The organism is Caulobacter sp. P1_D6, from assembly GCF_056406095.1.
In genome coordinates this window covers 44,417-60,968 of record NZ_JBFUAW010000023.1, presented here as the reverse complement: position 1 = coordinate 60,968, position 16,552 = coordinate 44,417, and the positions used below count along the sequence as shown (strand labels likewise).

Annotated in this window: 34 protein-coding genes and 1 tRNA gene; 28 read left to right on the top strand and 7 right to left on the bottom strand. The window is 65.9% G+C overall.

Annotated features, from left to right (window positions below):
• The 5 genes from AC1DYP_RS14440 to AC1DYP_RS14420 all read right to left on the bottom strand — a co-directional run.
• The coding region (locus AC1DYP_RS14440; protein ID WP_477046903.1) for a hypothetical protein at nucleotides 1-250 on the bottom strand (250 nt) is incomplete at its 3' end.
• Nucleotides 247-693, bottom strand: a complete 447-nt coding sequence (locus AC1DYP_RS14435; protein WP_477046902.1) for a helix-turn-helix domain-containing protein — start codon at nucleotides 691-693, stop codon at nucleotides 247-249. The genes AC1DYP_RS14435 and AC1DYP_RS14440, both read right to left, overlap by 4 nt.
• Nucleotides 690-1,088 carry a RusA family crossover junction endodeoxyribonuclease gene (locus AC1DYP_RS14430; RefSeq protein WP_477046901.1) on the bottom strand — a complete coding sequence of 133 codons (399 nt, stop codon included), beginning with the start codon at nucleotides 1,086-1,088 and terminating at the stop codon, nucleotides 690-692. The genes AC1DYP_RS14435 and AC1DYP_RS14430 overlap by 4 nt, the downstream gene beginning before the upstream one ends.
• Complete coding sequence (locus tag AC1DYP_RS14425) at nucleotides 1,085-1,270, bottom strand: hypothetical protein (protein ID WP_477046900.1); 186 nt, start codon at nucleotides 1,268-1,270, stop codon at nucleotides 1,085-1,087. The genes AC1DYP_RS14430 and AC1DYP_RS14425 overlap by 4 nt, the downstream gene beginning before the upstream one ends.
• On the bottom strand, nucleotides 1,261-1,395 hold the full coding sequence (locus tag AC1DYP_RS14420; protein WP_477046899.1) for a hypothetical protein: 135 nt from the start codon (nucleotides 1,393-1,395) through the stop codon (nucleotides 1,261-1,263). Before AC1DYP_RS14420 ends, AC1DYP_RS14425 begins: the two co-directional genes overlap by 10 nt.
• Nucleotides 1,396-1,425: 30 nt before the next feature.
• On the opposite strand from AC1DYP_RS14420, the gene AC1DYP_RS14415 reads away from it, so the two are divergent.
• Nucleotides 1,426-1,797 carry a hypothetical protein gene (locus AC1DYP_RS14415; RefSeq protein WP_477046898.1) on the top strand — a complete coding sequence of 124 codons (372 nt, stop codon included), beginning with the start codon at nucleotides 1,426-1,428 and terminating at the stop codon, nucleotides 1,795-1,797.
• Nucleotides 1,798-2,218: 421 nt separating this feature from the next.
• Here AC1DYP_RS14415 and AC1DYP_RS14410 read toward each other — a convergent pair whose 3' ends face one another.
• The gene (locus tag AC1DYP_RS14410; RefSeq protein ID WP_477046897.1) at nucleotides 2,219-2,479 is read right to left on the bottom strand and encodes a hypothetical protein; all 261 of its coding nucleotides are present in this window, start codon (nucleotides 2,477-2,479) and stop codon (nucleotides 2,219-2,221) included.
• Between the two features lie 71 nt (nucleotides 2,480-2,550).
• On the opposite strand from AC1DYP_RS14410, the gene AC1DYP_RS14405 reads away from it, so the two are divergent.
• The 27 genes from AC1DYP_RS14405 (at nucleotide 2,551) to AC1DYP_RS14275 (ending at nucleotide 16,356) form a co-directional block, all read left to right on the top strand.
• On the top strand, nucleotides 2,551-3,216 hold the full coding sequence (locus AC1DYP_RS14405; protein ID WP_477046896.1) for a LexA family protein: 666 nt from the start codon (nucleotides 2,551-2,553) through the stop codon (nucleotides 3,214-3,216).
• Nucleotides 3,217-3,364: 148 nt separating this feature from the next.
• On the top strand, nucleotides 3,365-3,835 hold the full coding sequence (locus AC1DYP_RS14400; RefSeq protein WP_477046895.1) for a hypothetical protein: 471 nt from the start codon (nucleotides 3,365-3,367) through the stop codon (nucleotides 3,833-3,835).
• 13 nt (nucleotides 3,836-3,848) lie between these two features.
• Nucleotides 3,849-4,142, top strand: coding sequence for a hypothetical protein (locus tag AC1DYP_RS14395; protein ID WP_477046894.1), 294 nt, complete (start codon nucleotides 3,849-3,851; stop codon nucleotides 4,140-4,142).
• Nucleotides 4,139-4,606: a hypothetical protein gene (locus tag AC1DYP_RS14390; RefSeq protein ID WP_477046893.1), complete on the top strand. Its 468-nt coding sequence runs from the start codon at nucleotides 4,139-4,141 to the stop codon at nucleotides 4,604-4,606. The genes AC1DYP_RS14395 and AC1DYP_RS14390 overlap by 4 nt, the downstream gene beginning before the upstream one ends.
• Nucleotides 4,607-4,609: 3 nt before the next feature.
• Nucleotides 4,610-4,915, top strand: a complete 306-nt coding sequence (locus AC1DYP_RS14385; RefSeq protein WP_477046892.1) for a hypothetical protein — start codon at nucleotides 4,610-4,612, stop codon at nucleotides 4,913-4,915.
• A 3-nt stretch (nucleotides 4,916-4,918) separates the two neighbouring features.
• A complete protein-coding gene (locus AC1DYP_RS14380; RefSeq protein WP_477046891.1) occupies nucleotides 4,919-5,344 on the top strand; it encodes a hypothetical protein in 426 nt (141 codons plus the stop codon).
• Between the two features lie 3 nt (nucleotides 5,345-5,347).
• Complete coding sequence (locus AC1DYP_RS14375) at nucleotides 5,348-5,569, top strand: hypothetical protein (protein ID WP_477046890.1); 222 nt, start codon at nucleotides 5,348-5,350, stop codon at nucleotides 5,567-5,569.
• Nucleotides 5,570-6,031 carry a hypothetical protein gene (locus AC1DYP_RS14370; protein WP_477046889.1) on the top strand — a complete coding sequence of 154 codons (462 nt, stop codon included), beginning with the start codon at nucleotides 5,570-5,572 and terminating at the stop codon, nucleotides 6,029-6,031.
• Nucleotides 6,028-6,315, top strand: coding sequence for a hypothetical protein (locus tag AC1DYP_RS14365; protein WP_477046888.1), 288 nt, complete (start codon nucleotides 6,028-6,030; stop codon nucleotides 6,313-6,315). Before AC1DYP_RS14370 ends, AC1DYP_RS14365 begins: the two co-directional genes overlap by 4 nt.
• Nucleotides 6,316-6,535: 220 nt before the next feature.
• The gene (locus AC1DYP_RS14360; protein WP_477046887.1) at nucleotides 6,536-6,769 is read left to right on the top strand and encodes a hypothetical protein; all 234 of its coding nucleotides are present in this window, start codon (nucleotides 6,536-6,538) and stop codon (nucleotides 6,767-6,769) included.
• Nucleotides 6,766-6,960 (top strand): hypothetical protein, encoded by a 195-nt coding sequence (locus AC1DYP_RS14355; RefSeq protein WP_477046886.1) that lies wholly within the window; start codon nucleotides 6,766-6,768, stop codon nucleotides 6,958-6,960. Before AC1DYP_RS14360 ends, AC1DYP_RS14355 begins: the two co-directional genes overlap by 4 nt.
• The gene (locus tag AC1DYP_RS14350; protein WP_477046885.1) at nucleotides 6,957-7,238 is read left to right on the top strand and encodes a hypothetical protein; all 282 of its coding nucleotides are present in this window, start codon (nucleotides 6,957-6,959) and stop codon (nucleotides 7,236-7,238) included. The genes AC1DYP_RS14355 and AC1DYP_RS14350 overlap by 4 nt, the downstream gene beginning before the upstream one ends.
• Nucleotides 7,239-7,255: 17 nt before the next feature.
• Nucleotides 7,256-7,426, top strand: a complete 171-nt coding sequence (locus AC1DYP_RS14345; protein ID WP_477046884.1) for a hypothetical protein — start codon at nucleotides 7,256-7,258, stop codon at nucleotides 7,424-7,426.
• On the top strand, nucleotides 7,423-7,641 hold the full coding sequence (locus AC1DYP_RS14340; RefSeq protein ID WP_477046883.1) for a hypothetical protein: 219 nt from the start codon (nucleotides 7,423-7,425) through the stop codon (nucleotides 7,639-7,641). Before AC1DYP_RS14345 ends, AC1DYP_RS14340 begins: the two co-directional genes overlap by 4 nt.
• A complete protein-coding gene (locus tag AC1DYP_RS14335; protein WP_477046882.1) occupies nucleotides 7,638-8,387 on the top strand; it encodes a hypothetical protein in 750 nt (249 codons plus the stop codon). The genes AC1DYP_RS14340 and AC1DYP_RS14335 overlap by 4 nt, the downstream gene beginning before the upstream one ends.
• Nucleotides 8,384-9,196 (top strand): hypothetical protein, encoded by an 813-nt coding sequence (locus AC1DYP_RS14330; protein ID WP_477046881.1) that lies wholly within the window; start codon nucleotides 8,384-8,386, stop codon nucleotides 9,194-9,196. Before AC1DYP_RS14335 ends, AC1DYP_RS14330 begins: the two co-directional genes overlap by 4 nt.
• A gap of 2 nt (nucleotides 9,197-9,198) precedes the next feature.
• Nucleotides 9,199-9,528, top strand: a complete 330-nt coding sequence (locus AC1DYP_RS14325) for a hypothetical protein (protein WP_477046880.1) — start codon at nucleotides 9,199-9,201, stop codon at nucleotides 9,526-9,528.
• Complete coding sequence (locus AC1DYP_RS14320; protein ID WP_477046879.1) at nucleotides 9,525-9,989, top strand: hypothetical protein; 465 nt, start codon at nucleotides 9,525-9,527, stop codon at nucleotides 9,987-9,989. Before AC1DYP_RS14325 ends, AC1DYP_RS14320 begins: the two co-directional genes overlap by 4 nt.
• Complete coding sequence (locus AC1DYP_RS14315; protein WP_477046905.1) at nucleotides 9,989-10,264, top strand: hypothetical protein; 276 nt, start codon at nucleotides 9,989-9,991, stop codon at nucleotides 10,262-10,264. The genes AC1DYP_RS14320 and AC1DYP_RS14315 overlap by 1 nt, the downstream gene beginning before the upstream one ends.
• Nucleotides 10,210-11,364, top strand: a complete 1,155-nt coding sequence (locus tag AC1DYP_RS14310) for a DNA cytosine methyltransferase (protein ID WP_477046878.1) — start codon at nucleotides 10,210-10,212, stop codon at nucleotides 11,362-11,364. Before AC1DYP_RS14315 ends, AC1DYP_RS14310 begins: the two co-directional genes overlap by 55 nt.
• 80 nt (nucleotides 11,365-11,444) lie before the next feature.
• Nucleotides 11,445-12,131: a hypothetical protein gene (locus tag AC1DYP_RS14305; protein ID WP_477046877.1), complete on the top strand. Its 687-nt coding sequence runs from the start codon at nucleotides 11,445-11,447 to the stop codon at nucleotides 12,129-12,131.
• 356 nt (nucleotides 12,132-12,487) lie between these two features.
• The gene (locus tag AC1DYP_RS14300) at nucleotides 12,488-12,670 is read left to right on the top strand and encodes a hypothetical protein (protein WP_477046876.1); all 183 of its coding nucleotides are present in this window, start codon (nucleotides 12,488-12,490) and stop codon (nucleotides 12,668-12,670) included.
• On the top strand, nucleotides 12,657-13,721 hold the full coding sequence (locus AC1DYP_RS14295) for a hypothetical protein (protein ID WP_477046875.1): 1,065 nt from the start codon (nucleotides 12,657-12,659) through the stop codon (nucleotides 13,719-13,721). Before AC1DYP_RS14300 ends, AC1DYP_RS14295 begins: the two co-directional genes overlap by 14 nt.
• Nucleotides 13,722-13,955 (top strand): hypothetical protein, encoded by a 234-nt coding sequence (locus AC1DYP_RS14290; RefSeq protein WP_477046874.1) that lies wholly within the window; start codon nucleotides 13,722-13,724, stop codon nucleotides 13,953-13,955. It abuts the gene before it with no gap.
• Between the two features lie 225 nt (nucleotides 13,956-14,180).
• Nucleotides 14,181-14,351 carry a hypothetical protein gene (locus AC1DYP_RS14285; protein WP_477046873.1) on the top strand — a complete coding sequence of 57 codons (171 nt, stop codon included), beginning with the start codon at nucleotides 14,181-14,183 and terminating at the stop codon, nucleotides 14,349-14,351.
• 4 nt (nucleotides 14,352-14,355) lie between these two features.
• Complete coding sequence (locus tag AC1DYP_RS14280; RefSeq protein WP_477046872.1) at nucleotides 14,356-14,844, top strand: hypothetical protein; 489 nt, start codon at nucleotides 14,356-14,358, stop codon at nucleotides 14,842-14,844.
• A gap of 231 nt (nucleotides 14,845-15,075) precedes the next feature.
• Entirely contained in the window at nucleotides 15,076-16,356 is a 1,281-nt protein-coding gene (locus AC1DYP_RS14275; RefSeq protein ID WP_477046871.1) for a tyrosine-type recombinase/integrase, read from the top strand.
• Between the two features lie 65 nt (nucleotides 16,357-16,421).
• Here the strand turns inward: AC1DYP_RS14275 and AC1DYP_RS14270 are convergent.
• Nucleotides 16,422-16,496 (bottom strand) — tRNA-Val (locus AC1DYP_RS14270).
• Nucleotides 16,497-16,552: the final 56 nt, after the last annotated feature.

The following is a 16,552-nucleotide window of genomic DNA, read 5'->3' as shown; positions in this document are numbered from 1 at the left end:
GTAGTTGGGGGGTCTGGGGGGAAGAAGGGAGGGGGCGGGTGTCGCCGTGGTCACGTCCTGTCACGCGTGACTCGGCGTGACTCTCCGTGACTTTGGCCCTCTTCCTCGCCTGACGAAGCCTGTCCCCTTCCCGCTTGGCGGCACGGCGCGCGTCCTCTTGCGACGCATCCGCCTTCACGGCGGCCACGATCATCTCGGCACTGGCGCCGGCCTTGAGTAGCGCGTCGAGGACTTCGGGCTTTAGGCTCAAGCCGCGCCCTCCTGAAGCAGCGCGAACTGCTGGAGCACGGCGGCCTGCACGGCGGGCGAGACGGGACGAACGTTGTCCCACTGGAGCGGCTCGCGGTTCATCATCGCGACCAGCTTCATGCGGCTGTACATTTCGCCCTTGGGCTTGCCGACGCCCTTCTCTGTCTTGGCGTGCTGGTTCCATTCAAAGCCTGAGGCGTGACGCCGGAGGCCGTAAAGGACAGTGGTGTGGTCGCGGTTCACCCAGGCTCCGATTTGCGGCAGGCTGGGCGGCTGTCTGTTGATGACGATCTGTGCGACGATCCGGCTGTAGGCTTCGTAACGGGCCACGGCGAGACCTTTGCGATGGCTGTGGCCGGTCAACGCCTCGGTAGTTGTGCCATGCTCCTCCGCCACCCGATCCAGGATCTCCCGCACGCGCTGCGGCATGGCCGGGATGCTCATGCGCCGACCTCGGTGATGGAAACGTCCACGCCGGGCACGTCTGCGAACACCTTCGTCACAGTCAGGCTCACGACCTGGGCGTCATCGGCGAATGCGACGCCGTTGAGGCCGTCTAGGTTCTTGACGATGTTGTCGGCGTCAGGCCGGGCAGTCGGGCGGATTCGTCCCGCAAGCATGTCGGCGCGCCGGGGCTTGGTGGTGGCCTTCGCGATGCCGAAGCGGGCCACGATGACCACGGACACCGGCGCCGTCGTCGGACGGGCCCCGGCGAGCTTCGCGGCCCCGGCCCATGCGTTCTGGTTGGCCTTGGTCTTGGCGTCCTTGAAGAACGTCTTGCCGTTGGTGCGGGCGCGGCGCCAGGGCTGTGGCTTGCCAGGGACGGTGAAACTGATCATCGCGCCATCCTCCCGCACACCATCCCGGCTGCGCGTTCAGCCTTCAGGCGGTCGTGCGTGCGCTCACGGGCGGTGCGGATGTCGGCGGCGGCCTGGCTGAGAACCTTGGCGGCCTCGCGCGTGGAGATGCGCGGGCGAACCCACTTCAGGCGGAAGAGGTCGCGGATCATTGTCAGAGGCATGAGCGAACACCCATGATGATCGCCGTCCAAACGGCGAGGTTGATGATGCCGAGGCCGATACGGCGCCATGCCAGCCGCCTGCTGTCGGCGGTGCCGGGAGCGCAGGAGGAGGCGATCGGCGTCATGGGTCAGGCTCCTTCAGACGGCGACTGATCTTGGCTTCCCGACGCGCGACCCAACTGAACGCCGCGAAGAGCGCTCGCCGGGTAAGCGTCAGGCATTCCAGTGCGATGCCGAGCCCGAACCGCGCGCTCGCGCTCAAGCCGCGCCTGGATGGCGGCGGCCTCGGCCAAATGTTTCTCAAGCTGCGCCTCCCTGGCGGTGAGCGGGTCGGCGCCAACGACGGGCGTCATGACCGCTTCTATGAATTCCCACTGGAAAGCCTCGGCGAGCGCATCGAAGGTGGCGGGGCCGCACGACCCCTCCTTGGCGCTGCGGGCCGTCCGAACGTCGATGTTGGCCCTGATGGCCAGTTCCTTCTCGGTGAGCCCCAGGGGCGCGAGGAAGGAGCGGACCCGTTCGCCTAGATGCGGCAAAGGTCTGCGGTTTGTTCCAAAGCGTTGCACGGCTGTCCCTGTCATTTGTGACCTCGGGACGCGGCGGCTACTGGCAGGGACGACGGATCAAGATGGATTTCGAACCCGCCAGCGACGAGTTCATTGAGTGCCTGCGACACGCCCGCCTTGCGGGGGCCTGCAGGATTGTTGCGAGACGAGAGCCGGCAAGCTCTCGGGTACTTCTGGAAACTGCAGACGAACATTCCGAGAGGGCTGCAACCCTGCTCGGAGCCCTGAAGGGCGGCGCGTGCCAACAGGCTCGGCCGCCCTATCGGCGTAGATGATCGGCGCGCATCGACACGAGGGCTGTCAGCCGACGCGCGCCACCGATGCGCACGGGGGAGGCCCGCACCGGTATTCGATTGGAAATGATGAGCCCCCGGCGCCATGGTTACGCGGCCCGCGCCGTCTTGGCCTGCCGCCGCGCGACATTCGCCATGTCGGTCGGCATCAACTCGTCGAGGGTGATATGAACGCCGTGCTTGGCGGCCTGCTGGATCAGCGGCGCCCACTGGCGGGATGGCACTCGATTGCCGCAGCCGCGCGGCGGATCATAGACCCAGCGCTGAACGCCGGAACGGTCGAGGCCAAGCCAATCGGCGACGGCCTTATTGCCACCGCAGCGCTTGATGATTTCGGAAGCTGTTGCCATGGGAAGGGACTATGACGGAACCTCATAGTCAGGTCAACCGATCTATGAGCTCGGACTGTGACGCCTTGTCTATGGCGCTCTATCCGGCATTTCTGCAAACGCACCGCATGGAAGCATCATGGATCAAGGCGGAACTTGAGAAGCCCGGTCGGTCGCAGTCGGCGCTCGCAAGATTCCTGGAACTCGACCCGGCCTCGGTGAACCGGATTGCCAACGGCACAAGGCAAATCAAGGCGCAAGAGGCGGAGAAAATAAAAGCTTACCTGGCCGCAACCCAGAGGGGTGGCGTATTGTCGCATGGCACCCAGCCAGAGGCAGCGCGCATGATCCCTGTTATAGGGACTGTCGAGGCGGGAGCTTGGCGCGAAACCGCCAATGACTACATGGAAAATCTCGATATTCCGGTGGTAGATCACCGCGTATTTGATGGTGAAGTATTTGCCCTGCGGGTCGCAGGCCCGTCTATGAACCTCATGTACCCCGACGGAAGCTTTGTTGTAGTGCGGCCTTTTCAGGGCGGAGCGCTGCCCATTGGAAAGCGCGTCGTTGTTCGCCGCGTCCGCGACGGCCTTCATGAGATGACCGTGAAGGAATTGACCCAGCTACCCGGCGGCGAACTTGAGCTGTGGCCCAGGTCCAGCGATCCGCGCTTCCAGTCTCCCGTACCCTATGAAGCAGAAGACGCCACGGTCGAGATCGTGGGGCGCGTCATAGCCACTCTGGGCTTTGAAGAGTAAGCCTCTAGGGCCATTTCCTTAGTCGATAAGCCAAAACTGACATAGCGGGCGGGCCTTCGGGCGCCGCCCGTTCGTCGTTGTGCGATTTCCTCATTGACCGCGATATGAGGTTTTGTCATAGTCTCCTCACACCCGATGAGGACGACCCGTGCAACCCTCCATCCAAACCAAGCCCTGCCGCCTTTGCTCGGAGCCTTTCGAGCCCAAGGCGTTTCAGGTGCGGAAAAACCATTACACCTGCCGGGCCTGCCTGAACGTACTGGCCGCTGCCTATCGCGATCGCCGGGAGGCTCGCGGCCTGACGCGCCGATCAGGCGGCCCGACCAAGCCGAGCCAACACGGCGTCCGCATGTCTTCTGGGATGTCTCAAGCGGCGAAGACGCGAAACAAGGTCCGCTATCAGACCGACCCCGCCTTCCGCTTGAAGGTCAATGCGAGGTCGCGTTTGCGCACGGCGATTTGCAAGGGGCGGCTAGCTAAGCGGCCTTGCGAAGTCTGCGGCTCGATCGAGGTCGAGGCCCACCACGACGATTACAGCCAGCCCTACAACGTCCGCTGGCTCTGCCCCACCCATCACCGCGAACACCACAAGCGCCTCCGCGCGTCTGTGGCCGCTTAAGGGAGCCGCCACCGTGCGCACCGCAGCCCACCCCTCCGATCTAGAAGCCGCCGCGCAAGCGATGCTGGCTCCGGTCAAGACCGCCAGCCGCGCCTCGGCCCGTGAAGCCCTAGGCCGCAAGTGCCCGCGCTTCGTGCCGTCGTCCGAGCCGATCCTGCCGTTCCTCGACGCCACCGGTTACGCCCGCCGCATCGTGGAAGGCCTGCCCTCGTCGGTCGAGGTCATCGAGCATCCGCTGGCTGACGACGGCGTTTACTACGAGTTCCGCAAGGCTCGTGTCGCTCAAGCCAAGCGGGTGGCGGCATGAGCCGGTCCGGTTATCTCGACGACGGCGACTGCGATTTCGACAACTGGTCATCGATCCGGTGGCGCGGAGCGGTCACAAGCGCTCTTCGCGGCAAGCGGGGCCAGGCGTTCTTGCGCGAGGCCCTAGCAGCACTGGACGCGCTGCCCGCGCCCGAGCTTATCGCAAACGACTTGGCCTCCAAGGGGTCGTTTTGCACGCTAGGTGCCGTCGGACGAGCGCGCGGTGCCGACCTCGGTTTGGTTGACGTCGAAGACCACCAACGCGTCGCCGCCCTCTTCGGCGTCCCCCACGCCCTCGCCTGCGAGATCATGTGGGAGAACGATGAGGGTGCCGTTTACACGGAAACGCCCCGCGCCCGTTGGGAACGGATGCGTCGCTGGATCGTCGCCAACATCAAGAAGGATCACCCCGCCGCCCTCCAGTCGCAAGCCCCTCCCTCCCCCGTAGAACAGAAGGAGGGATAAGTCGTGAAGCGCACCCTTATCCTGAAGCTCGAAATCGAAGTCGAAGACATGTCGCCAGAAGAACTGGCCGATGCTGGCTATGGCGAGTTCGAATACGACGATGAGAGCGAAGATGAGGCTGACGGCTCCTTCGTCGAGGGGCTTGATCCTTACGAGATCGCCGAGCTCGTTCCCCACGCCATCAAACACCCAGACAGCGAGATTTTCGCTGGTAGCGGCATCTTCGCCAACCTCGGCGAGGTGCGAGTGAAGTCGGCTGACTGGGCCAAACCCCTTGAGGCTTCAACCCTCCAATCGAAGGGAGGCTAGGTTATGGCTGTCGAAACCGTTGAGTCCCTCGTCGCCGAGAACGCAGCCCTGACCAAGGCCCTGACCGGCCTGACGTGCGGCGGCTCGGAGTTCTTCGTCCGCAAGGGCGACCGCTACGTGGCCGACATCGACGCCTGCGTGGCGTGGGTCCGTCGCCGCGACAGCAACGCTCACGAGCGCTGGCGTTCGGTTGCGACCGATCTTCAGGACGCAAAAGCCCGGATCGCCGCCGCAGAAGCCTCCAACGCCGAGCATGATGAGCTTCTCGGTCTCCTGGCTCGCGTCCGTGTGATGTTCCGCCTGGACCTAGCCCCGATGCTGGTCTTCGGCCGCAGCTACAACCAAGCCGTCAAAGACGTGCACGACGCCGTCGAGGCCGCTCTCTCCCCCCTTGAGGCTTCGGTCTCAGTCGCTTTGAAGGGGGAGTGAGAGATGACCGTCGCCTGGACAGAACGGGCCGAGCGGGCCCGCCGCGACGCCAAGCACGAACGCGAGTTCGCCGAGCGCTTCCCGTTCAGAACCCACAACAGGAAGCAGGCGCTCTTCGCGGCCCGCCGGGCTGAAGCCGACGCCGAGCGCTTCGACGAGCGCGCCAGGCAAACCGCCATCACCGCTGCAACTCACCCAGCTCAAGCCCCTGTGGAGGAGGAATAGATGTCCGATTTTAACGTCTCCCAGGACCCGGGCCAGCAACCGTGCGGCTCGCGGGATGGTCTAGACGTCCCTGCGACGGCTGCGCTCGCCCCCATGGCGGCTCGCGAGTGGTATGCGCGGATCATCGAGCCTCGGCTGGCGGACAGCGCCTGGATCGACAGCTTCGGGGAGTTGCCCGGCCTGGGTGACGAGACTTGTCTTGAGTACGTCCGGAGGATCGCCCTCGCCAAGGCCGACGCCATCCTTGCCGACCAAGCCGAGCTAATCGCCCAGCGCGCGGCTCTGGTGGAGGCTGTGCAGGGCCTGGAATGGTCGTGCGAGCAGTTGGCCGCAACCCGCGACATGGCAACCTATGACGCCATGATCGCGGCTGGCCAAGCCGATGCCATGATCGCTCTCGACAACGCCCGGCGGACCGCCCGCGCCCTCCTCACCTCTATTCAGGCCGGAGGCGCGTCATGACCCGCGCCAACCCCTTCGCCCTGTCCGTCTGCGGCCACTACGTCGTGGAGCGACTTGAGGGCGAGCGCTTCCCGACCGTGATGCAGGTTGACGAAGCCCTGGCCCGTCAACAGCGCAACGAGATCGCGGCGGCGGCCTACGAGGCCGACTACGACCGCATGCATGTCGAGGGCCGCCTGTTTGACGCAGGCATCGCTCGGAGCTGCGCAGCCGTCGCGCTCACCATCGCTGCTGAGATCGCTGAGGCCCTGAACGGCGGCAGCAATCTTCGGAGGGCGGCCTAATGGCCTGCAAGGCTGACAGCTTCAAAACCGCTAATAGGCGCTCTCCGGTTGTGTCGGGAGCCGCCATCGGAAATGGCGGCCAGGGCGCGCACTACGTCTTGGCGAACGGGCTAGAGTTCACGCTGACCCGCGCGGAGTGCGAGCAAATCGGGATGCCCCGCTGGGCGACACCCCGCAAGCCCGCATCCAAGGCTCTTGGCCAAGATGGGGAGCGTGGGACGTGAGCACCGACGTCAAGAAGCGCGCAATCGCTCTGGTCGGTGTGATTGATGAGCGCGAACTGGCCCTACGGGTGATTGAGGCCATGGGCGGCTTCAAGCGTCCCGATGGCTACACCTACGAGCAGACCCGCGCGGTCACCCCGCCAGAGGTGCTGGAGGGTGCTCACCGGGTCGCGCGATCGGCCCTGGCCTACATCGCCGAATGCCTGGCGAACGGGGAGCGGCCTCAATGACCTCCGCCGAGATCGCCCGCGCCATCCGCCAGGCCTCGCTGGCCTTGCCGACCAATCACCCCGTGCAGGCCGCGCTCGACGCCGCACACGAGGTCCTTCTCTCAACGACTGCAGCCGTCCTCCAGATGGACGTCGTCAACAGCCTCGGCCCGCTCGCTGCAAGCGGCCCTGGCCGGGAGTCCGCCCGATGACCGACCTTCACACCGAACTTGCCGATCTGGCCCTCTCCCTCGCCAACGACGCCAAGGCCCTTCACGCCGCCAGCGCCAGTTTCGCGCCCCTCGCCAAGAAGGGTGACGCGGTCGAGATCGCCGCCGGTATGCCCGCCAAGCAACGCCGCTGGCGCGAGCTGATGCGTCAGGTGATCCGCCAGCAGGCCGACCAGAAGAAGGTCGAGGCCGCGCGCAACGCCCGCCTGGACGCCGAACGGCTGCGCCTGCTGCCGGCCGAAGACTTCATGGCCGCGTGAGCGAGGAAGATCAGACCGTGACCGCCCTCCTCTCCCTGGCAATCGACCTAGCCCCAACAGCAAAGGCTCTGACCGATTGGGGACGGGAGCACACGGCCCTGATCGACGCCCAGCCCGACGCCGTTTTCACCGCAATTCGCGCCCGCTTTGCCGATCGGCTGGCGGTGCTGAAGGAGACCAACCGATGAACGACCAAGTCACCCACTACCAAGGCTCGCGCGGCTCCATGGAGATCGCGACCATGCCGCACAGCTATCTGCTGAATGCCCACCGCAAGCTGGCCGACACCGACGACGGCTCGCGAGCCGCGGAAGTCGCCGCCATGGCCGCCCAGATCGCCATCAACAACGAGCAATACGCCGAAGCGGAAGCCGCCAAGGCCCAAGCGGAGCGCGTCGCATGAACGCCCTGGTCACCACGTCACCCAGCAACGCCGAGGTCTATCGCGCCTCGACGGACGCCGCCGGCCTTTGCCGCGAAATCGTCCTGAAGACCGCGCAACAGATCGGTGGACGCAAGTATGTCCGCGTCGAGGGCTGGCAGGCCATTGCCATCGCTCACGGCTGCACCGCGTCCGCCGACGAGGTCCACCGTGTCAACGACGAGGGCATGGGTGGGTTCAGCGCGGTCGGCATCATCCGCCGCATGTCGGACGGTGCGGAGATCGCCAGGGCCGAGGGCTTCATCGGCGACGACGAGGCTGTGTGGGCAAAGCGCCCCGTCTACGCTCGCCGCGCCATGGTGCAAACCCGAGCCATCAGCCGGGCTTGCCGATCTGCCTTCGCGCACGTGGTGGTGCTGATCGACGGCAACCTGTCCACAACGCCTGCCGAGGAGGTTCCGGAGGGCGGCTTCGACGACACGCCCAGCCAGCCCCGCAACATCACCCCCCGTCAGCCGCGCGAGCCTAAGCAGCCGGAGCGCCCGGCAATCCAGGTGACGGCAGAGTCCGCCATCATCATGTGCGAGACTGTCGAGGCTTGCGACGAATGGAAGGCCAAGAACACGGCTCTTCTCGACAGCATCCAGGAAGACGACGTCTACAACGCCATCGTCCGCTGCTGGAAGAACCGCCGGGCCTCACTTCTGCCGATGCACCCCAACGCCAAACCGGCCCGTGAAATGGCCGCCGAGGAGGCGTTCGCATGACCGCCCTCGCCCTGGACGAACGCCACGCGATCGGCGCCAACAATCCGCCGGAGGAGTCCAAGCCGGAGGTTTCGCCGTTCGACGCCCACAAGGCGAACATTGAGGACCTGTTCCTGGAGGCCAAGAACTGGATCGACGGCGCGGCCATCGAGACCCAGGAGCAGGCCGACAAGGTCCAAGAACTGCTGCGCAAGATGCAGGAGGCCGAGACCGCCGCCGACGCATCGCGCGCCCTGGAGAAGAAACCGCACGACGACGCCGCCAACGCTGTCCAGGCCAAGTACGCGCCCCTGATCGCCGACACCAAGGCGATGAAGGGCAAGACCAAGCTGGCCATTCCGGCGCTCAAGGCGGTGTCGGCCAAGTGGCTGGCCGCCCTTGAGACCAAGCGCCTAGCCGAGGTCGAGCGCCTTCGTGTCGAGGCCGAGGAAGCCGCCAACGCCGCCCGCGCGCTCGTCGAGGAGGCCCGCGAGACCGGCGACCTGGGCGCCGCGGAAGTTGCCGAGGACGCCATCCGTGAAGCCTCGCGCCTGGACCGTGTCGCCACGCGCACCGAGAACGCCCGCCCGCAATCCACCGGCTATGGCCGCGCGCTGAGCCTGCGCGACCGCTGGGTTATCAAGGGCTTCGTGCCGGTCGGCGAAGGTGATGACGCCATCAAGGGTGAAACCGCCCTGCTGCGCCACTACTACACGACCAACTTCCCGGCGATGGTTGAGGCGGCGCTAGTGCTGGCTCGCCAAGACATCCAAGCTGGCAAGCGCACTCTGCCCGGCCTCGTCATCGTCAACGAACCGACGGCGGCCTGACCATGATCCGCATCCCCGACGATCACGTCCAGCACTCCTTTGACCTTCTCAAGTCCGGCGCCCACGCCACGGCTCGCGCTGGGTACGAGTTCGCCGAGAAGCAACTGAAGGTCACGCTGGCGCGCGCCGAGTTGCGCGCCGAGGGCAAGACCGTCGGCGAGCGAGCCGCCGCCGCTCTCACCTCGCCCGAGTACGAGCGGGCCCTGGCCGACTACAAGCTGGTCGCCGAGAACTACTACCGCGAGCGCGACCGCCGTGAAGCCGCCGTGGCCGTCATCGACGCCTGGCGGACCCAGCAGAGTGATATGCGCGCGATGGGGAGGGTCGGATGACCTACCGCAACCCCGCCCTACTCAGCCTGGCCTCCAAGGCTCCCCACTGCATGCTCTGCGGCGCCCACAACGAGGGCCAGGTCGTCAGCGCCCACAGCAATCAGCAGCGCGACGGCAAGGGCGCAAGCCTCAAGGCCAGCGACGCCGCGATCGGTTTCGTCTGCTGGACCTGCCATGGCCGGATCGACCAGGGCAACGAGTCCCGCGAGATCCGCACCGAACTCTGGGAACGCGCGCACCGGGCGACCATGCGCTGGCTGATCGAAACCGGCCATCTGTTGGTTAGCGCGGTCCCGACGCCGCAGCCTGTCCTCGCCACCAAGCCCTCGCGGAAGATCGCCAAGGGCCGGCCGATCCACGGTCGCGACTTCGACAAGCCCGCTGTGCCGCGGAAGATCGCCCAGCGCGCCGACCCGTGGCCCAAGCGCTCGTTCTCCTCCCGTTCGAAGGTGGGTGTCTAATGGAAACCCTCCACCACTCCGGCCCCCTGACCATCACCATCCGCCTATCTGAATCCGACAAAGGCTGGAGGTATGGCCTGGACACCCGCACCAGAGACGGCTGCGGGATCAGCTCCGGGCGCGCAACGTCACGCCCGCACCTGACCAGGGCCTCGGCCATAGCGAGCGCGGTGAACTGGATCCGGATGGAGCACGGCCTGGTCATCCCCAGCGCCGACGCGTGGCTCGACGGGCTGGAGCCGGCGCAGGCGGACATGTTCGGGAGGGTGGCGTGAGCGCGCTCCGGGTCCTCGACCTGTTCAGCGGGATTGGCGGGTTCAGCCTCGGCCTGGAGGCCGCCGGCCTGGTCACGGTCGCCTTCTGCGAGGTCTCGACCGTCTGCCGCCACCTGCTCGCCCACCACTGGCCCGAGGTCCAACAGTATGACGACGTCCAAACCCTCACCGCCGAGCGACTGGCCTCAGATGGAATTGCTGTCGACGTCGTCTGCGGTGGCTTCCCCTGCCAAGACCTCAGCTATGCGGGCGCCGGGGCTGGGCTTGCGGGCGCTCGCTCGGGCCTCTTCTGGGAAATCGTCAGACTCGTTCGCGAGCTTATCGGAGCCGGCCGGCGACCCCGCTACCTCGTTCTGGAGAACGTCGCAGCGCTCCTTGGTCGAGGACTTGGAGAGGTTCTCGGGGCCCTGGCCTCGCTCGGGTATGATCTCTGGTGGGATTGCATTCCAGCTTTCGCCGTTGGCGCCCCTCACCGGCGCGACCGAGTGTGGATTGTTGCCTACCCCAGAGGCGAGCAACACCAAGGCTTCGGCGATGCGTTCCGGCGTGCGGTCGCCACGGAACTTTCTCGCGCCGCTGCCGAGCAAGGCGTTCCAGCTTGGAATGGTGGCGAAGCCGACGCATTCGATACCGACGCCGACGGCTTCGGACCACATCGAGCGGAAATCCACCTCGTCGGAAACACTGAACTTCGAGACGAACAAGAGCGTCTCGCTAGATCGCTGGGTCAAGATGTGGCCGACGCCGCACGGGTTCAGCGCGGACGGTCGAAGCAATGGACCAAGCGGCAACGAGTTGGGTCGGGCAGTAAACCGCTCACTTTGGCCGACACCGTCAGCGACGGACGGAAACAAGTGGTCGCAGCAATCTCTAGCCGAGCGGAAAGCCAAGAACCAACAGGTTCGGCTGCCGACCGCCGTATCTCCAGAGGGCGGTCAGGGTGGCTCGCTGAACCCGACGTGGGTCGAGTGGCTCATGGGGTTCCCGCTCGGGTGGACCGCCTGCATGGCCTCGGCAACGCGGTCGTCCCGCAAGTCCCGGAAGTCCTCGGCCGCGCCCTCGTGACGGCTGAGGCCGAGATGCTGCGAGCCGCCGCATGACCCCCTCGATCGAGGCTCCGCGCCTGGTGACCGGCTGTGCCGGCGAAAGGTCAGCGCGTGCTGCCCCCAAGGACCCCGCCATGACTGACCAACCCCTAGACCTCCCCACCCTGGAGAGCGCTGCGAAGGCGGCAATCGAGAAGTATCTCGAACAGCTCGACCTTTCGCGCGGTCTCGACAAGGAAGACATCCACGGCCTGCACATTGGCGACGAGCGCGAAGCCATGCTCAAGGCCAGCCACATCCGCGCCATCCTCTCCCGCCTCCAAGCGGCAGAGACCGAGGTGGACGACCTCAAGGGCGAGGTTCGCGACGACAACGCGGCGATCTCCATGCTGGCCAATGAGCGCCGGGATGCCCTGGCCCGCGCCACCACTGCCGAAGCCCTCGTTGGGGAGTTGGTGACGGCGTTGGAGCGTATCGAGCGCTGGTTCGGTGAGTTCCCAGCGACAGGGAAATACTGGCTCAACGACGAGGGCGCGGCCGGGATGGAGATGTCCTACGCCGCTTGCTACGGGTCCAACGGAGAGCGCGACTTCATGCGCGAACTCGCCCGCGTAGCCCTCTCCAAGGCTCGTCCTGATACCTCAAACCCCAAGGAAATCGTCATGAACACCGAACTCGCGGAAGCCTGCGTCCTGCTCAACGAACTGGGCGTTCCGTCCAACCGCGACGGCAGCGGCGACCCCGGCGATCTCGCCATGACGACCGCTGAACGCATCCGCTGGCTCGTCGCTCGTCCTGATACCGGGTCGAGGGAGGGCTGAGGGATGGCGACACCTTTCCCTTGCGCTGGAATGACCAGCTTCCGCGTCACTCGCGCCAACCACTGCGACGACGTCCTGACGGCTGTCGGAGCCTACGCGCACGTCGCGCGAGATGGATCGCTTCGGGTCCGCTCCGAAGACGGAACGCCCCTTGGTCGGTATCTGGCGGGCGACTGGACGTCTGTTTCGCCCTTAACCACCCTCTCGGTCGAGTTCGTCGCGCCAACCGAGGACAGGCCCTGCACCTGCCACCCAAGCGAGGCTCCTGTGCCGTGCGCCAAGCGATACGCTCTGAGCGAATGTCTCGCCGCCCCAACCCAACCCCCTACCGGGTCGGCTCTAGAGGGGGAAGGGTGATGGCTAATCACCTGCAATGCGACAACTGCGGCGGCGAGGTTGATTTCTTCGACCCGCAAGTTCGCGACCATCAAGACCAGACCGGCGAGCTGTTCTGCGAAAAATGCATCGAAGAAGGCGACGAGGCCGAGCGCGCTTACGAACGCCAAGACCACGAGGAGCCCTCTAATGGCCAAGCCTGAGAACGAACGGGAAGAGATCGCGCGGATTATCGATCACCGGTTGGCGGATAGCGCCTGGATCGACAGCTTTGGGGAACTCCCCGGCCTGGGTGACGAGACCTGCTTTGAGTATGTCAGGCGGATTGCCCTAGCCGAGGCCGACGCCATCCTTGCCAGGCAGACAGGAGAGCAAGACCAGGGTTCCTCTGGTGGGCTTGGCCGGTCGGGCAGCGGCTCGCGGGATGAACCTGCCGTGGATGCGACGGCTGCGCTCGCGACACGCCTGAAGCTGTGCGCCGACCGCATGAACCTCGTTTTGTCGGGGTCCTGGGACGAAGAGCAGGACTGCGATTGGGAGGCCAAGACCGGCAATCAGCGCCTTGACCGCCTGGACGATCTGTTGGGCGACTTGTTCGACATCGCTCGCGCGCCCGCATCGACAACGCCTGACACCGGCACTGAGAAAGTCGCCGCACAGGTAGAGGGTGAAGGTTCCCGGGAGGCCCCAACTTCCCGTTCGCAGACAGGAGAGCCTGAGCCTGTGGCGCTCCACGATCTGGCGGACGTGTTCGAGCGGCCGTTCACCGATCCCGATGACCCGCGTTTGCAATGCGCAAGGGTGCTGACCCACGCCGAAGCCGAGGCGATCCTTGAGTGTCGTGGCGACCTCGTTGCGGCACTATCCGTCCCGGCTGAAGCTCAGGCGCGGGTAGAGGAATGGACCTACCCGGAGCCGGAGCGCACGACGGCCGTGATCGCCGAGGCCTACGCCTACCTGAGTACGGTTCGCTCGGTAGACGGCGTCATGCCGGAGCCCGCGCTTCTGGTTCAGCGGCTCCAATCGCGGTTGGAGCGGATCGACAAATCCATCAAGCGCGCCGCCCTCCTATCCCCATCAACCCCCAAGCTCGCACGGGTGGAGTGGCTGGACTACACCGAGAGCCAAGTCATGGAATGGCTCGCCGACAAGTCGCGGCGGTACATGGGGCCGAACAACCGCTTCGGCCACGCGCTCACCGCCCTCACCGCCGCCCTTCACCCTACAGCCCCTGCCAAAGCTGGGAGCGAGTAGATGGTCGACGAGGAAAAGTGTGCCGAGTACGGCCTCGACCCGAAGGCCGTCGCGTCCATCGCGAACCGCATTTCCCGCGCGGCCAAGGAAGCCAAGCGTCTCGGCCTGACCATCTTCGGCGGCGCAGGTTCAGGGTCGTTGCGCTACGGCGGCACGGACCTTGGCGGCCACCATACCGAGGTCGCCACCCTGGACGGCTCGTTCGATGGAGGCGACGGTGGCGATAGCTGGTAGCGCGGGGAAGCTGACTAAGGCGACCATCCGCGACCTTCGCCAAGCGGCCGATAACCGTCTCGGGGTGCTGACGCCTCACCCATCTTGGGGAGGCCTTCAGCGCGCCTCGTGGCACGCCCGCATGAGCCGACATGTCGCCGATGGGATGTTCTCGTCCTACGTCCATGGCGGATACGAGATCACCGACGCAGGCCGCGCGGCCCTCGCCCAGCAGGAGGCGGAGACATGAGCGCCGAACAACTCGCCGACCTTCGCCACCTCGCGCAGATCTACCGCGCCCGCTCGGCCAGGCCGCTAACGCCGGATTGGTCGGCTGAACGCAAGCGGATGGACGCGCGCCACGCCGACACCCTTGAAGCGGCCATGGTCGCCCTCGCCCCCACCAAGGAGACCTGACCCCATGCTGAGCGAGAAGAACCGGGCCTTGGTCGAGCGTTTCGCCCAATCCTCCAGCACTACAGTAAGCGGCCTCTACGCGATCACCGACGCGGAGTTGGACATGCTGATGAACGCCGCCCGCCAGGACGAAGCCAAGGCCGCGAGCGTGGAGGTGATCCGAGACGGTGATGCTGTGTGCACGACGTGCCGCTGGAAGGGGGCGCATTCGCCACGCTGTCCGCTGAACGACGAAGCCTGGCCGATGATCGAAGTTCCGGCCCACCAAGACCCCAGAGAGCGGATAGCGGCGCTGGAGGCGAAGGCTGGTCTTTTCGACGCCATCATGGCCAACGTTCCTGACGCCTACAAAATCGACGGCCACCGCGTTTTGACAGGGCCAGAGGCCACGAAAAGGCCGATCGATGACGGGGCCGGTCACGACGCCGCGTGGACGATTACGTCAGCCCGAGACGCCTATCGAGCCCTCACCAAGTCCCAGCAGGAGGCGTGAGATGGGGGCTAGCATCCTCACGCGCGTCGGTGCTCGACCTCGTCCGGAGGACTGGGCCGACGACGATCCCATGCGGCTGGAAGAGGCCGCGGCGATCCTCGGCCAGGTGCTCCCGGTCACGCTGCCCATGCTACGCACGGAAATCCGCAAGGGCCGCCTGACGCCCGCCCAGGTCGCCGGCAAGTTCTTCGTCACCCCTGCCCAGGTTCGGGCGCTGTTTAGGCCCGCCACATGTCCCGCAAAGCCAAGGGCGCCCGCCTTTATCTCCGACAGGGCCGAGCCGACAGCCGCAGCGGCAAACAGCTCCCCGACGTCTGGGTCATCCGCGACGGCTCTACCGAGCGATCCACCGGTTTCCCTGGAGACCGCCTGCAGGACGCTGAGCGAGCGCTCGCGGACTACATCAACGCCAAGGCCGCGCAGGACCGGGCGATTGCCGCTTCGAACCCTTCCGACCCTGCGTGCGTAGACCTGGAGGACGTGCTGCGGGTCTACGCCATGGAGCGGGCGCCGGAGCTGTTCAGCGAGGCCAAGACCATGGCTGGGTTCATCCGCAAGCTGGGTGAGTGGTGGACCGGCAAGAAGATCGCCGATGTGCGCCGATCGACCTGCAAGGAATACATCGCCTGGCGCACGGCGCAACGGATCGGATCCGCTCGACTCGACGACAACCAGCGCATGGTCTCGGACCAGACCGCGCGGCGCGAGCTGGAGGTTCTATCGGCGGCTATTGGCTACTGGCACGGCGAGCATACCCTGACGGCGCGGCCGGAGGTGTGGCTGCCGCCGAAGCCCGAGAGCCAGCGAGACGCCCTCACGCGCCACCAGGCCGCCCGACTCCTCAAGGCCGCCATGGGTTTCAAGCGTCAGGCTGACGGCCCATGGCTGGCGCCGCACAAGACTACGCGCACCAATCGCCTACACCTTCGCCGGTTCCTGCTGATCGGCTTCTACACCGGGACGCGGTCGAAGGTGATCACGTCGCTGCTCTGGACCGAGTCGGCGGACCAGGCCTGGGTCGATCTCGACAAGGGGATGATCTACCGCAAGGGAAAGGCCGAAAAGGAGCGCGCCAACAAGCGCCGCCCTGTGGTCCGCATCCCTGCCCGGCTGCTGGCCCATATGCGCCGCTGGCGGGCCCTGGACCTGCGGCTCGAAAAGGCCATCCAGGACGCTGAGCGCGAGGACCGCGCCCGCCGTGGTGACAAGGCACCCTACGAGGAATTCCGAATCACGACCGTGATGCACTTCGCCGGCAATCCGATCGCAGGGCGGCCTAGGACTGGCTTTGCCGGGTGCGTGGCGGACGCTGGCTTGCCTGGCGTGATCACGCCTCACTGGCTGCGCCACACCGCCGCGACGTGGCTGATGGAGGGCGGGGCCGATAGTTGGGAAGCCGCCGCCTATCTTGGCATGAGCCCGAAGATGCTGGAGGACAACTATGGCCACCATCGGCCGGACTACCAAGCCAACGCACGCCGGGCTTCTGGCGGCCGGAGGCGAGAGGAATAACTGGGTTTCTGGGTAGCAATCTGGGTAGTAACAGTTGCCAGATTCCAGAAAACCCTTATGGTATATGGTGGGCGGTGAGGGGATCGAACCCCCGACCCTCTCGGTGTAAACGAGACGCTCTACCGCTGAGCTAACCGCCCCCAGGCCCTTTCGGGCAAGTCTGTTCGAGGCGGACGAAGCCAAGACGGACGAGGAT